Origin of the sequence: Bacillus sp. FSL M7-0558 (assembly GCF_038003245.1) — a bacterium.
Lineage (GTDB): Bacteria > Bacillota > Bacilli > Bacillales > Bacillaceae > Bacillus > Bacillus pumilus.
On the sequence record NZ_JBBOOU010000001.1, the window covers coordinates 3,553,865 to 3,568,139 of the forward strand.

Genomic DNA, 14,275 nt, shown 5'->3' on the forward strand with positions numbered 1-14,275 from the left:
TTAATTTTATGATGTCAACGCTTTCTTTTTAAATTTATTTTCTTTTTATCACTCTGTCGATATGCAAAGTTAAATATAGCATCTCATCTTCTATGAGACTTCGGTTGTGTTCTTTTTGAACATAATCGTTAATTTTCTCAGCACATTGGAAAGCTGCAGTGTTTTTCTCTTTTACGACCTCATACAGGAATTCATTTTGATTTTCCATTTGTGTTTCGTTAAACAGACGCTGTCCAAAAAACTTCAAATGCGTGACAAAACGGAAATAGTTTAATGATTCCTCGTCTAAATCAATTTGAAAGTGATACTTGACGATATTTAAAATATCTTGAATGAGTTTGGTAATTTGAATCACGTTCGGCATTTCTTCATTGAGCTCTGCATTGACAATGTGCATCGCAATAAAACCGGCTTCATCCTCAGGAAGATGAATGTTGAGCTTGTCCTGAATAATCCGAATCGCTTCTACACCACACATAAACTCATCTTTGTACAACCGCTTAATTTCCCAGAGCAGGGCATTTTTGATGTCCATTCCTTTTTGATGACGTTCAATAGCAAAGGTGATATGATCTGTCAGTGTCACATAGATGCTGTCATTCAAATTTTTATTAAGGGTTGTTCTCGCATGATCAATAATCGCCTCACACACTTGCATATACTCGATTGGAATATCATAAAGCAGGGTTTTGAATTTTTCTGATATATCTTTATTTTGAATGGAAAATACTTTCTCAATACGTTCTTCGTCAATCGGGTCTCCACTTTTCTTTTGAAAAGCGATCCCTCTGCCCATAATGACCAGCTCATGCTGCTCGTCATCATACGCACTGACCACATTATTATTGATTACTTTCGAAATGATCAATTGATACCCCCCAGTACATTCCGCTTTTTCGAGCATCTCATTGTTGATTGATATGTCATGTTATTATTATTTTCAAAAAAGAGGACTTTAAGATGATTTTACATTTTTTTTTGATACGGTCAACTAGAAAGAATGACATATTACCTCTCAAAAATGACGAAATAGGGGCAAAAAAGTCTAAAAACATACACAAAAACACTCTATAAAGAGTGTTTTTTACAAAATTAGGAGCAATCCCAATTATAGACGACATTCTCGAAATTTTTTCGTTTGAGGTCTTCTGGTTTGATAAAAAAGTTGGCGATTCCGCAATCTCCCCACAACATGTCCACTTCATCATCTGAGTCGATTTGTAATAACAGAACGGTATGTTCCTGGTCTTCGTAGGTACGCGGGTCCTCTTGTGTAAAGCCTGGATATCCACCCAATTTGTGACCAAAGCCACTCTCTGTCTCATAAAATTCATCTAACAAGGCATCTGCTTCATCTCCATCAATACCTTCTATATCTTCGAATAGGTCCCAGCTTCGCTTACCTGTGATTTTCTCAAAGCGGAAATCTTCTACACTAATCGTTTCACTTGATCGTTCACCTGTAATGGCGCCTTCCTTCGTTACAGGAAAATAAAAATCATCAGAAATTTTCACAAAAGAAAAATCAGTCAACAACTCTTCTTCTGCCAAGAAAGGTTCCTCAATAAATTTGATCCGAAAATCTTTTTGCTCTGTTTTTTGGTCAATATTCATCCCATAAAGATCATCATGCACAGAAATAAAAATTTGCAGAAGTCCTGTTTCTGGATAATCCTTCAGCTTCGGCAGCTGGCCAAAATTAATTTGTGCCAAAAGCTTCATAGGGTGTCCTTCACCATCAACTGGATATTCATCGTTTTTAGGGAAGTAAGGATCACCTGCAATTTTGCTGTCGTATGGTCCTGTTTTTCCTTGTTTCATCTTTAGTTGAATCGTTGGCTGTTCCGTTCGATCTAACATTTTACGGTAAGGTGCTATGATTTCTTGTAGCTTCGCTGATTGTGTCACGATGGTCTTCCTCCTTATGAATAGGTCTACTGACCAGGGTAGTATCTCTTTTTCTATCATACAGAAGTGTACACTGCCTGTCAGCGATCAATCGGTCAATATCCTAACAAGTTCCTTACCTTAAAACGAAAAAAACCTCCGATTGATCTGGAGGTTGTGGTCAATCTATTTTTTATTTCACTTGATAATTCACTAAGTCTTCTGCGAGTGATTTCATCGTTTCATTTGTTTCATGAAGACCTTCAATAATTTTTGTGAACGTGCCTACAAGCTCTGCTTGATGCTCAGAAGAAGCGACAATTTGTGCTATTTCTTCTTCCATTCCTTTAATCGACCCCTGTACATCTTTTAGCGCTGTTTCAATATCAGTCGTCGCTTGTTTGGCGTGAGTTGACAGCTTTCTCACTTCCGTTGCGACCACTCCGAATCCTGCTCCTGCTTCACCTACTCTTGCAGCCTCAATTGATGCGTTGAGTCCAAGTAAGTTCGTTTGATCAGAGATACCTTTGATAAGATTGGACACTTGATTGATTTTAGAGGAATTTTCTACAGTGGTTTTCGTGTTTTGTAGAATTTGTTCACTTGTCGCTTGTAGTTCCTCTGAATGTGCAGCAACTTGCTGTACCATTGCGACTAGTTTTTCGGAAGCTTGGTTACTCTCTGTCATGATGTCATCTAATCGTTGTTGATTGGTCTGATCATAGGCAACGCAGAAAGCAGCGACTACTTGACCCGCTTCATCTTTAATTGGAACGGCTACAATATCCATTGGAATCCCGTATACTTCTTTCGGAATTTGGATAAACGATGGCTCTCTCCCATTTTTCAACATAGAAAAGTTTTCGAATCCTGGAGCTACGATATCTCCAGCTTTAAACCCTAGGTCAATGTTTCCATGTTGCTGATAATAAAGAACCTTCTCTTTCCCTAAAACAGAAAAGGTTAGTTGCTCTCTCATAGCTAGTCCAATGATTGGTAAAGCGTCTATTATGTTATCAATTTTCTGTGACATTCGCTCACGTTCATCCTCTCTTTTTCTCAGTACATCCTCTTTATCGGTTCGTTATAAGATCTATTACAGCCTGTAATGTGTACTAATATCAATCAAATGACCTAAGACATATAAAAAGCCCACATTCTATCAAGAGAATGTGGGGGTTTTTAAAAAAAGGACATGCATATCAAGACACTGATAACGATGAGCAAAAGATACATATAGTCGATCCATGAAGTGCTGATGACATGATAATACGTCCGCTCCCTCTCACCTGTGAAGCCTCTTGCTTCCATCGCAATGGCCAAACGTTCTGATTTTCGTACGCCCTGTGTAAAAAGTGGAAGTGCATAACGCATAAAGGCTTTCCAGCTGTTTTTTTGCTTATAGCCTCTGATTTTATGTGCCGCCTTCATTTGCTTTAATTCACTTTGAAATAACGGAATAAACCGGAAGCCAGCAAGCATTCCATACGCCCATTTTGGCGACATTTTGCACTGATGAATGAGGCTCATCATAAATGCTGTCAAATCTGTTGTGGACGTAAACAAAAGACCAAATGTCACAAAGCCAAGCATTCTGAGAGCGATGGTGAGTCCATTTCTTAAACTCTCCTCTGTCATATGAAACCATGCCCATTTCCAAACAGTATGATCCCCCTTGCCAAAGGCCGCCATCATCCAGAACACGAGAATAAAAAAGAGCAGATAAGGGACAAGTCTTGTGAAAAGATACTTCAAATTCCATCCGCCTAAGACAAGTCCAACACAAAGTGCAAACAGCCAGATGATGAAGGTTGTTTTAGGATCAGATATCGCCATGAGACAACACATCGCAAGTAGATGAGCGAGTAATTTGATGACTGGATTCACAGTGGAAAGAAAGGAATGATTACTTTGCAATCGTCAGCACGTCCTTTCTTTCAGCCACATAGCGATAATGCAGCGGGGCTCTCAGCTGATAAGCATCGACAAGTTCCTGATTTGAAAACAAATCATAAGGCGTGCCATCATACACATGCTTTCCTTGATGAAAAAGAAGCACTTGATTGGCACACTCATCGACAAGGTCCATATCATGTGTGACCATTAAAATAGTGGTGCCTTGGCGTTGACGATCTTTCAAGCGCCTGATTAATTCCTTCGCTGTTCTTTCATCCTGCCCGAAAGTCGGCTCGTCTAACAATAGGACATCCTGATCAAAAAGGAGCATTGTAGCCACACTCAATCTTCTTTTTTGACCTAGGCTTAAAGTGAAAGGGTGAGCTTTTGCATGCTTTTCTAAACCGAACTCTTTCAATAGCTGAACTGTTTTTTCTTGCACAACGGATTCTGGCCAATTACGCTGCCTTCCACCAAATGCAATTTCATCGAACACTGTATCTTGTATGAATTGAAGCTCCGGATTTTGAAACACAAAGCCTGCCTTTTCATATAGTTCTCGGTCTGACCACTTTTTAAGGAGTGTCTCTTTTAAAAAAATGTGGCCTTTTTTCGTTGGCTCTAAACGAACCAAATGTTTAAGACATGTGCTTTTCCCGCTTCCATTTTCCCCAATGATCGCCACCCAATCCCCTGCTTTGATATCAAGCTGAAGATCACTCATAATCCTCTTTCTCCCGTAGCTTAATTGAAGATCTTCTGAACGAATGATGGTCTCCCGCTTAGTCGACGGCACTTTTTCATTCTGCTTCTTTCTTGCTTCAAAGGTTTGCATAAGCTTGTGACTCATTGGATGAAATGGATCTTGAAGGATCGTAGACCATTTCTCGGGAAATAATTTCGGCCTCCAAATTCCTGCCTCTTTCATTTCTTTTTCATATGTCGTCAATACATCTTTTGGAGACCCATCTGCTAAGATGCTGCCTTGATCGTCTAATAAAATCACCCGGTCCATCCATTCAATGACACCATCTAGCACATGCTCTACAAAAATCATGGTTTGTCGCTGATCAGCTGCAAGCTGCTGTAAAAGCTGAAATATCTCCATTCTTCCTGCTGGATCAAGCTGTGCGGTCGGTTCATCAAAGAACAGCACATCTGGCTCTAACGCTAGTAAACAAGCAAGCGCCAATCGCTGCTTCATGCCGCCAGATAATGTGTGGATGTCTGTATTCGGATCGACATCAAGTTGGACTTTTTGCATGAGCTGCTGAATGATGCCATCCATCTCGTCACGAGGGACAGAACGGTTCTCTAAGCTAAAGGCAATTTCTTCATTGACGCGATGCATACAAAACTGGGAATCAGGGTCCTGAAACATGACGCCTGTATGTCTTTGCAATATCACTTCGCCCTGCATGTCCGCTTCTAAATGTTCTGGAATGATGCCAGCCAGAACGGAGATGAGCGTGGATTTACCGCTGCCGCTTGGTCCTAAAATAAGCACCTTTTCTCCTTTTTGAATGGAAAGAGAGATTTGATGCAACACGGGCTGAGGCTGTTCATAAAAACGGACAGTGAGATTATTGCACGCGAGAAATGAATCCATGCTGTTCACCTTTGTTTCGTTTTTCTTTCATGATGGCATATTGATTCAATACACCAGTTTTAGATAATGCGTCCACCACTACTTTTGCTAAACATCCGCCCAGTATCATTCCGCTGATGATTTGAGTCATCAGTGTGATGAGTAAAACTTGAGGCGTGTAATAACCAAAGCCATTCGCAACGAGGCTGTAAGCCATTGCTCCAACAGCTGCAAAGGCACCTGACAGCATCAGTGTCCACATGCGATATCGTTTATAACCAAAAAGAGCAAAAGCAATTTCTGCCCCAAGCCCTTGGCATACACCAATCAGCAGGGCTGCAAGACCGAAGTGGCTGCCTGTTAGTAATTCCACTGCGGCAGCGGCTGTTTCTGCAATCAGGGCAGCTCCCGGCTTTTGGATGATATACGCGACGATTGGACTGGCAATCACCCAAATGCCAAACATGATGTTGCCTCCTGCTGGGCCAACAAGTGCTGTAATGGGTAAGTAAAGTGTGGACCACCCTAAATAGATGACACCACATGCAACGGATAAAATGACAGCAAGGACAACTTCTTTCATCTTCCATGTCATGATGAATGCACCTCCAATGGAACTGGCCAATCTTCCACCGTAAACGCCATATCCCAAAACTTGTACTCAAGCTGACAGCTTAAGATAAAGTGCTGTTTCATTTTTTCCTTTTCTTTCTCACTTGCTGCTTCCGCCAGCTGATCGAGCCGCTTGCAAAGCTCTACTGTAATAGAGTCGGTTAACCCTCCATAAAATGTGATCCACTCATAAAAAGGATGTGATGGGTCAGGCTGCACATCTGCGAGCATTCGTTTCCCGATTTCCCAATATGTCCAAGGGCATGGAAGCAGGACAGCGATGATTTCTCCAAGCGTGCCTTCCTTGGCAACTTGCAGCATATGATGAATATAGTGATGAGCACTCGGAGCAAGCGGGGCACCTTGGAGCTCATCATATGATACACCTGCCACTCGGCAAAGATTTTGATGAGGGTGTGTCTCACTATCTAGTACAAACGCAATCTGCTGATGGAAAAAGGCAATATCTCCTTTGTCTGTACATCTGCTAAGAGCCGCTGCATAAATTTTAATAAAAGCATGTAAATATTCTGCATCTTGTTTGACGTAATGAATGATCTGTTCCTTTTCCAGCTTTCCTGCTGCCAGCCCTCTGACAAACGGATGCTGATAAATGGCTTCAAATAATGGTTCTGTTTCTTCTCTTAATTGCGCTGAAAACGTCATAAAAAAAGCCTCCTCTTCTTCAGTTGAATAAATGAAAAAGCCACCCCAAATGGAGCGGCCTTCTTATCGATTCAATCATGAATAAGACGAGGTCCAGCTCCACTTCCCTCCGCTAGTACAAACTAGATCAGGTTCAAAGGGTCCAAGATTTTCTCTTGTCTCAGTCATACATGACTCCCCTAGTGGACTTTTGTCATTTAATTATCTTTACTTTACACATGTAGAGATTTGCTGTCAACCGCCTTTCTTAATTCAACGTTCTGATCGTAGGCAGCTTTTCGATCCCTGCAGCATAGTAAAAATTAAGGACACTGAAGAAATCAATTGGTTTTCCCGTTTTCAAATCAACAGCTAAAATATGATCGCCGTAATTTGTCATATCATCAATATCTAAACGCCTTGGCGTTGTCTTTCCAAGTGTATCAACAAAGCTACTATGGTAGTATTGTCCGCTAGCAAACGATGATTCATGATACATAAATAACGTCTCCACATCTAAGTAGACGAGAATGGCCTCAGATGAACTCGCATAAGGAGCAGAGTACGATACTGGTGCAGAAATACTTTTCACTTTCACACTTTCAACAGAATGGGTTCTCTGATCATATTTTCCGTCATAGGAGAAATAAAATACACGCTCCCATTTATAATCGGCGGTCTTAGATTGTTTGTTATACACTTTTGTACCATTAGCGAAAACATCCCCATTCGCATACTCAGCTACAAAGTATTGCAAGGTTGAGGAGAGGGAAACAGCCCCAGTGAAATTGGGTGGGTTTTTTGCATTCACTTGTAACGTGTAAGAGTCTCCGAAATTTCCACCGCTTGTGATACCGAATGCGTAGTCACCTGCTGGTAAATTGGTCAAACCAAGGAGACTGCCTGCTGGCTGAATCAAGTCCGTCGGATAAGCTTGTCCAGTTTCATAATCAACAACAAATAATTGTACGAAATAATCGGGATTTGAAGAGGTAATTCGGCTGATGAGTGCCTGAGGTGAAGTCGTACTTAACAACCATAAATCGACTGGGTCATCCTCTGATAAGACAACCGATTGGTTGATGGCTAGTCCATCAATGGAGCGAACGGAAGATGTACGCATCTTACCATCTTTAGCGGCTTTTCGTTTGATACTGATTCCATTTTTCTTATCTACTTTAAAAGATTTTTTTAGCTGCTTCTTTTGGATAGCGGTTCCTTCATCCTGTTTCAAAAACGAGTCTTGCACTTGCTGAATGGCTTTTTCCGTCAGTGGTGACAATTTCCCATCTGATTTCGGTGCTTCTTCTGCTTTTAATACTGGTGAAAATAAACCTGTTGTGACGAGTAGAATGGATAATAAAGCTGCAGTGATTTTTCCATATAATGCTCTCACAGGAACATCCCCTTTTTCCTCAATTGGGTTTTTTACCCTGTGAATATTTTACCATTATTTCATTCATTGTTATGGTCTTTTTTAGGAAATCTTTATGACAAAAAACCAGCCGTATTTGCTACGACTGGTTTTTTGATCACTTTATGAAATGGTTTTAACAAACAGGCGTGCTGTTTCTGCACTAGAACCTGGATTTTGTCCAGTAATGATTTGTCCGTCAACTACAGCGTATGGTGCAAAGGCAGCTCCTTTTTCAAACGCTGCCCCTTGCTCACGAAGTTTTGTTTCCAATAAAAATGGAACTTTTGATGTCAGCTGAACAGCTTCCTCTTCTTCGTTTGTGAAGCCTGTGATTTTTTTACCTTCGATAAATGATTTGCCATCTTGATCCTTCACATCAATGAATGCTGAAACGCCGTGACAAACAGCTCCAACTGCACCATTTTTGTTTGAAATAGCTAAGATTGCATCGGCTACCAGTTGATTAGACGCAAAATCGATCATTGGGCCGTGTCCTCCCGCAAAGAAGATGCCATCATAATCAGCTGGGTTCACATCTGTAAGCGCCTTTGTGTCTTGAAGTAATTCATATACATCTTCATATTGCGCTGGAACACCTTCTGGAATTGAATTTTTATCAATAGGGACAGTTCCACCTTGAATAGAGACAATTTGAACATCTAGTTCATTTTCTTTAAAAATATGAAATGGCTCTGCCAACTCTTCTAGCCATAAGCCTGTTGGATGTCCGTTCATTTCTGAACTGCTTGTCGATACTAATAACACTTTCTTACTCACCTTGATCATCCTTTCGATTTATCATGTTTTCATTTTACATTTTGCACAATTAAATATCAAGCAATTGAACTTCGGTGCAACTCTTTATGGTATACCCGATTTTCTGAAAAATATGGCATGTCATTAATCTAATCAATATGTCACATTCTATTGGTAGGGAATTTCATGTAAAATTGTCATTGAGTGATATCATATGAGGTAAGATGGATAGACCTCACGGATGTGAGGGGACTTTTAAAGGAGTGGAAAAGAGATGAAAACCTATTCGATTGTGATGATCATCATCACGCTCTGTATCATATTGGCCGTCTTTTTGATGAACTTAACAGGGGTCATGTATGGAAAAATTATTTTGGCTGTTGCCGTTGCGCTATGTCTGACATCCATTATTCGTCTAATGGGTCTTCGAAAAAGATAAAAGCCGCCCTTTACTCGGGCGACTTTATTTATGGTTAAATTGCCAGGATAAGCGCAATTAATGCAAGAAGCGCTGGTACTCCTTGCTTGACGATGATTGATTTATTAGAGGTCACACCGCCAAATACCGCAGCGATGATCACGCAAATAATGAAAAATAGCTGAATCATATATCCAACAGTATTCGATCCGAGAATGAGCCCCCAAATCAGTCCTGCAGCTAAAAACCCGTTATAAAGCCCCTGATTGGCAAACATCACTTTTACATTTGGATCCTTTTGCAAGTGTTCTGGCAGCTTAAAGGATCTCTTTGCCATCTTTGATTCCATAAAAAACATTTCTAATAACATAATGACAAGGTGTTCTAATGCGACAATTCCTACTAGTATTATTGCCAAAATATTCAATTTAGTTAATTCCTTTCTGATAGACGATCACGAATCTCTATTTTATCCGTGTATAAATCAAAGTCTTGTATTAATTCAAGCGCTTCAGTAAAGCGGCTTTGTGGAATGTCTTTCATTTTTCTCACACCAAACTCCTTTTTAATAAAAGCCATGATGGTATTGATATGAAGCTTACCGTGACCATCATACTCCAAATGGCTGCAAAAAGTCTGCATCGTCCCTCTAATCACCTTTAATTGCTTAGCAGTGACACAACTCATTGGTAACGCTCATCCTTTCCTTTGTTTTAACAGCTAAAAAGAACCATGTATGAAAGAAAAACCTTCCAGTCTCTATTATATAATGATTTCATTCGGATATCAAAATAAAAAAGAACAGACATTCGACCAAAAAGCCGCCCTTTTCATCAAAAACAGTTTATTACCATAGCAAAAAGCCGGATTCAATGGTAGAATCCGGCTTTCTGTTTAGTTACTTTTAGAAATTAATACCTTTCCAACAGAACGATCCTTACTTTGTCCAACAACTTTAAAGGATAGACCGTATGTTGGGACATCACGCCCTGCATCTGGATTATTTGGATTCACATAATTCTTTTTATCACTAAATGTACGAGTCGGGCGAATATAGCGATCTACCAACGTTAAGCCAGTTGTCGCTGTATAATCAATATTGAGCTTCGTACTTGGATTCAAAGAAAATGCTGCATCATGTACTTGGAAACCTGTGGCTGCAATGGAGCCGTCACTCCACTTCAATACTTGCTGATCTGCATCTACTACCCCAAGGAAACCGTTCCCTGGGTGTTTTCCTACCCAGTTATCACTGTAGGATTGATCGACATACCACACGACCAAACCGTTATTATAGCTCATGAGGCTTGCCCCTCGTTTGATATGCTTTAACCCTTTATCGACGTCAGCATATGAGCGCCACTCTAGTAAATAGTATTGAGCTGCATATTGTTTTCCATTCGATTTCGAGAATCCGTTAAAGGTGAAAGTAGATGTGCCCTCGGCATCATCTGACCACACTTTCGTCCCATCTGCAGTGATGTTTAAATCATCTACAAATAAGCCTGGCAGTGAATAGCCTGCATCGGTTGTATAGCGGAATTGCAGGTCAATTTTCTTCCCTGCATAAGCAGAAAGATCAAATGCTGCATCTACCCATCCGTCTGATTTTCCGTCAATTCCATTGCCTTCGTTCGCTCCAGCTTCATTTCGATCGTTCGTGATGTTACCAGCAATGGTCTTCCACTGATCAGTTCCTGTTTCACGAACTTCTACATACGCATAATCATAATCTTCTTCGATATCGTACCATGCTTTAAATGTCAGCTCTGCTTTGCTCCCTTTCGACAAATCGATACCTGTTGTCGTCATGGTCGCATTTAAATTGTCACCCGTTCCGCTGAAGTACGAATTTTGTCCTTGAGCAGGTTTTGTGACAACAATCTCTTTATCTGGTAAATCTACCCGAACCGCATCATGGTTCGTTCCTTTTGTTGCTGCTTCATCAATCAGCACTGTTTTGCTTTTCTTTAATGTTTTACCATCAATGGTTTGTCCAGTAAGCCAGTTACCACCATGTAAGTTTTGAAGCATTTCTTTCGCATATGGACTAAAGCCTGTTGGTTCCGTTCCAGGGACTTTACCTGCCCAGCTTCCGCTTGACATGATCGACCAGTAGGAAACGGGCTCGCCTCCTCCTGTGTACTGTGTATCGTACTCATCAGGAAGACCAAGATCATGTCCGAATTCATGTGTGAATACGCCTGCCGCGCCATCTTCAGGCTCAATGGTGTAATCTAACGCGCCTAACTTTCCGCCTTGTCCGACTTCAGATTCAGTGTTTGGAATTTCAAATACATCACCAAGTGACCAGCGGTGCGACCAAATCGCATTAGAGCCAAGTTGTCCGCCGCCAGCTTCTTCACCTACGCCAGCATGAACGACCATCAGATGGTCAATGATGCCGTCTGGTTCGTTATAAACGCCGTCGCCATCCATATCATAGCGGTCCCATTGATCATATTCACCGAGATCAATGTTCGGGTCCTTTGCTGCTGCTTCGAGTGCTTCTTTCACCAATTCACGCGGTCTGCCGTCACTGCCTGATTCATCAGGTACGTTCCCGCCATAATAGGCTGCTTCATGCTTCGCTGTATACCAGCCAGCCACCGTTCCACTGATCGTGTAACTGCCGCCAGACTGTTTCTCATAATATTGCTTCATGGATACTTTTCGTTTCCCATCTGGACCGATGTAGCCATTTTTTCCGAAAAGCATGTCTTGATAGTGCTGCTGATCGTACTTGTCATAGTACATATCAGTCTCTTCTTTTTTAATACTATTATGCTTATAATCTTTAAAATCTACTAATAAAACCAATACCTTATCATTGCGAACTTCGCCTTTATACTTTTCCTTTTTGACCGGTTTTACATGATTGCTTTCTTTTCCATTATGCTTCTTTAACTTTTTCTTTTTGGCTAATTTGTTATGTACCTTTTGTTTGTATTCTTTCAGAAATTCAGGCTCTTCTGTTAAGGTGCTTGCACTTTGTTTCATAGCAGATTCTTCTTTTTTCTTTAGATATTTCTTTAATGCTTTTTGGGTTTCTGCTTCATTGGCATTCTTTTTGATCTTTCCTTGTTTTTTCAAGGCTTTGATGAGACGGTCTTCATTCACAACACTTGCATCGAATGGAATACCTGAATAATGACCGCCGTCTGAGGATGTTGACTTTTCTGTAGTGTGGGCAGATAGTGGGGTGCTGAAAGCTGTCAATGTGCCTAAACCGAGGACAGCCGTTAGTGCAATGCTCGTCCATTTCCCTTTTTTCATTTTGGTTCCTCCCTAATTTGGTAATAAATAATATCTCATTCTAGCATATTCCAATATACTTAAGTCGAAAAACATTTTATTTTCAGAAATTTTGTGGAAAATGCACAATACGGGAATGAAATGGGTGGAACAAGGTGTCGAAAATAAAAGAACCCTAGACGATAAACGCCTAGGGTGTTTGTTGTTTTACTATGAAAGTTGCTGGCCTTGAAAGGCAACAACGTCAAGTGGAGCGGCTAAGAATTCTTTTGCCTTTGCTACGAAAGCTTGGAAATGTGCACTCGCATTATGGCTCTGAACCGCAGCGTCATCTTTCCACACTTCTACCATTAAGAAGGTATGTTCCTTACCTGTATCCTTGAACAGCTTGTAGGATACATTGCCTTCTTCGGCTTGTGAAGCTTTCATTAATGCATTGATTTCTTCTAGAAATACGTTTTCTTTTTCTGGATGAATGGTCATCCCTGCATGAATAATAATCATCTAATCGTCTCCTTTTTAAAAGATATTATTTCCACTCTGTAATGCGTTCAATCGGTAAGCGGTAAGAAGCATAACCTTCGTCAGCAGCTTTCCCAATTGATAACAGCATCACTGGTACATAACGTTCTTTATCCCAGCCAAATGTTTCAGCGATGACTTCTTTATCAAAACCGCCAATTGGATTTGTATCATAGCCGTGTGCACGTGCTGCAAGCATAAGCTGCATAGACACAATTCCACCGTCAATTAAGATTGTTTCGCGGTTGACTTGCTCTGGAAGTACCTCAAAGTGTGCAGTTAGTGCAGCAATTTGTCTTTCTTTCACTTCTTGCGGCATGTAGCCATGCTCTACTGCTTTTGAATAAATTTCATCTAAGTATTCATTGCTTTTCATATCTGCAAATACTGCAATGACAGCTGCTGATGTTGACACTTGAGTTTGGTTGAATTTTGCAAGTGGTGCAAGCTTTTCTTTTCCTTCTGGGCTGTCAATGACCATGAAGCGCCAAGGCTGTGCATTCACTGATGATGGTGCAGTTGTTGCTTCTTCTAGAATCTCTGCCATTTCTTCTTTGCTGATTTTCACAGCTGGGTCATAGTTACGAATAGAACGGCGTCCTTTCAAAATTTCCATAAAATCGTTAGTTTTTAATGTTGTAGCCATGTTGAAACACTCCTTTAGGTTGTTTGAATCTTTTCGATGTTTTGTTGTATTCGGCTGAGCACATCAGTGAGAAGCTTTCGTTCTTCGTCACTTACGTTTTCAAGCATTTCTGAGATAAATCGTTCTTTTTCTTTTTTAGAAGCTTCGATTCTTGTTCTGCCTTCTTCTGTCAGACGAACAAGTGTGACTCGATTATCTTCTGGCTTTCTTCTGCGCGTGACCATTCCTTTTGCTTCTAACTGTTTTAAGTGACGCGTCACAGCCGCACTATCAATATTTACTTTTTTCTGCAAATCTGACTGGCTGATTTCGTCTGCTTGGAATAACAGTGATAGCAACTCTAGTCTTGATTGGCTGATGCCCGTGCATGCTTCGAACTTCACGCCCATCATACGGTTCACACACTGCAAACGGTATAATACCTCTGCTTCTTCAGAGCAAAATGCAGTCAATGCCATCCCCTCTTTTCTATTCAGATCAATTAGTTGATATATCAATCATTGACTCGTCAACTAATATACACCCATTATTTAATGAATGCAAGAGGTTTGTTTCATAAAGTGAAATTTTTTATCTCAATAGAAAAAGAAATGAACAAAAAAAGGACAAAAGCGGCGAAGCACTTTTGTCCTT

At 40.6% G+C, this 14,275-nt stretch carries 16 protein-coding genes and 1 riboswitch; of the genes, 1 reads left to right on the forward strand and 15 read right to left on the reverse strand.

What is annotated here, in order from left to right; genetic code table 11:
- Nucleotides 1–34: 34 nt before the first annotated feature.
- The 9 genes from licT to MHB79_RS18150 form a co-directional block, all read right to left on the reverse strand.
- The gene (gene licT / locus MHB79_RS18110; RefSeq protein ID WP_058013317.1) at nt 35–868 is read right to left on the reverse strand and encodes a BglG family transcription antiterminator LicT; all 834 of its coding nucleotides are present in this window, start codon (nt 866–868) and stop codon (nt 35–37) included.
- 224 nt (nt 869–1,092) lie between these two features.
- Complete coding sequence (locus MHB79_RS18115) at nt 1,093–1,908, reverse strand: YwqG family protein (protein WP_340990442.1); 816 nt, start codon at nt 1,906–1,908, stop codon at nt 1,093–1,095.
- Between the two features lie 172 nt (nt 1,909–2,080).
- Nucleotides 2,081–2,920, reverse strand: a complete 840-nt coding sequence (locus tag MHB79_RS18120; RefSeq protein ID WP_106032041.1) for a methyl-accepting chemotaxis protein — start codon at nt 2,918–2,920, stop codon at nt 2,081–2,083.
- A 149-nt stretch (nt 2,921–3,069) separates the two neighbouring features.
- On the reverse strand, nt 3,070–3,804 hold the full coding sequence (locus MHB79_RS18125) for an energy-coupling factor transporter transmembrane component T family protein (protein ID WP_253622011.1): 735 nt from the start codon (nt 3,802–3,804) through the stop codon (nt 3,070–3,072).
- Entirely contained in the window at nt 3,794–5,392 is a 1,599-nt protein-coding gene (locus tag MHB79_RS18130; RefSeq protein WP_226804464.1) for an ABC transporter ATP-binding protein, read from the reverse strand. The genes MHB79_RS18125 and MHB79_RS18130 overlap by 11 nt, the downstream gene beginning before the upstream one ends.
- Nucleotides 5,367–5,966: an ECF transporter S component gene (locus MHB79_RS18135; RefSeq protein ID WP_050944573.1), complete on the reverse strand. Its 600-nt coding sequence runs from the start codon at nt 5,964–5,966 to the stop codon at nt 5,367–5,369. Before MHB79_RS18135 ends, MHB79_RS18130 begins: the two co-directional genes overlap by 26 nt.
- Complete coding sequence (gene tenA, locus MHB79_RS18140) at nt 5,963–6,649, reverse strand: thiaminase II (RefSeq protein WP_050944574.1); 687 nt, start codon at nt 6,647–6,649, stop codon at nt 5,963–5,965. The genes MHB79_RS18135 and tenA overlap by 4 nt, the downstream gene beginning before the upstream one ends.
- An 87-nt stretch (nt 6,650–6,736) precedes the next feature.
- Nucleotides 6,737–6,840: riboswitch (TPP riboswitch) on the reverse strand.
- A 56-nt stretch (nt 6,841–6,896) separates the two neighbouring features.
- Nucleotides 6,897–8,024 (reverse strand): hypothetical protein, encoded by a 1,128-nt coding sequence (locus MHB79_RS18145; RefSeq protein ID WP_284907519.1) that lies wholly within the window; start codon nt 8,022–8,024, stop codon nt 6,897–6,899.
- Between the two features lie 141 nt (nt 8,025–8,165).
- Nucleotides 8,166–8,822: a type 1 glutamine amidotransferase domain-containing protein gene (locus MHB79_RS18150; RefSeq protein ID WP_251190614.1), complete on the reverse strand. Its 657-nt coding sequence runs from the start codon at nt 8,820–8,822 to the stop codon at nt 8,166–8,168.
- Between the two features lie 253 nt (nt 8,823–9,075).
- Between MHB79_RS18150 and MHB79_RS18155 the strand changes: the two genes are divergently transcribed.
- Nucleotides 9,076–9,240: a hypothetical protein gene (locus MHB79_RS18155; RefSeq protein ID WP_003214630.1), complete on the forward strand. Its 165-nt coding sequence runs from the start codon at nt 9,076–9,078 to the stop codon at nt 9,238–9,240.
- A gap of 34 nt (nt 9,241–9,274) precedes the next feature.
- On the opposite strand, the gene MHB79_RS18160 is transcribed toward MHB79_RS18155, so the two are convergent.
- The 6 genes from MHB79_RS18160 to MHB79_RS18185 all read right to left on the reverse strand — a co-directional run bounded on the left by MHB79_RS18160 (nt 9,275) and on the right by MHB79_RS18185 (nt 14,100).
- Entirely contained in the window at nt 9,275–9,646 is a 372-nt protein-coding gene (locus tag MHB79_RS18160) for a DUF1304 domain-containing protein (protein WP_050944576.1), read from the reverse strand.
- A gap of 5 nt (nt 9,647–9,651) precedes the next feature.
- Nucleotides 9,652–9,906, reverse strand: a complete 255-nt coding sequence (locus MHB79_RS18165) for an ORF6C domain-containing protein (RefSeq protein ID WP_012011773.1) — start codon at nt 9,904–9,906, stop codon at nt 9,652–9,654.
- 207 nt (nt 9,907–10,113) lie between these two features.
- On the reverse strand, nt 10,114–12,495 hold the full coding sequence (locus MHB79_RS18170; RefSeq protein ID WP_335355908.1) for an immune inhibitor A domain-containing protein: 2,382 nt from the start codon (nt 12,493–12,495) through the stop codon (nt 10,114–10,116).
- Nucleotides 12,496–12,684: 189 nt separating this feature from the next.
- On the reverse strand, nt 12,685–12,978 hold the full coding sequence (locus tag MHB79_RS18175; protein WP_050944578.1) for a putative quinol monooxygenase: 294 nt from the start codon (nt 12,976–12,978) through the stop codon (nt 12,685–12,687).
- A gap of 25 nt (nt 12,979–13,003) precedes the next feature.
- Nucleotides 13,004–13,642 (reverse strand): nitroreductase family protein, encoded by a 639-nt coding sequence (locus tag MHB79_RS18180; RefSeq protein WP_003214802.1) that lies wholly within the window; start codon nt 13,640–13,642, stop codon nt 13,004–13,006.
- 14 nt (nt 13,643–13,656) lie between these two features.
- Nucleotides 13,657–14,100 carry a MarR family winged helix-turn-helix transcriptional regulator gene (locus MHB79_RS18185; RefSeq protein ID WP_003215380.1) on the reverse strand — a complete coding sequence of 148 codons (444 nt, stop codon included), beginning with the start codon at nt 14,098–14,100 and terminating at the stop codon, nt 13,657–13,659.
- Nucleotides 14,101–14,275 lie beyond the last annotated feature (175 nt).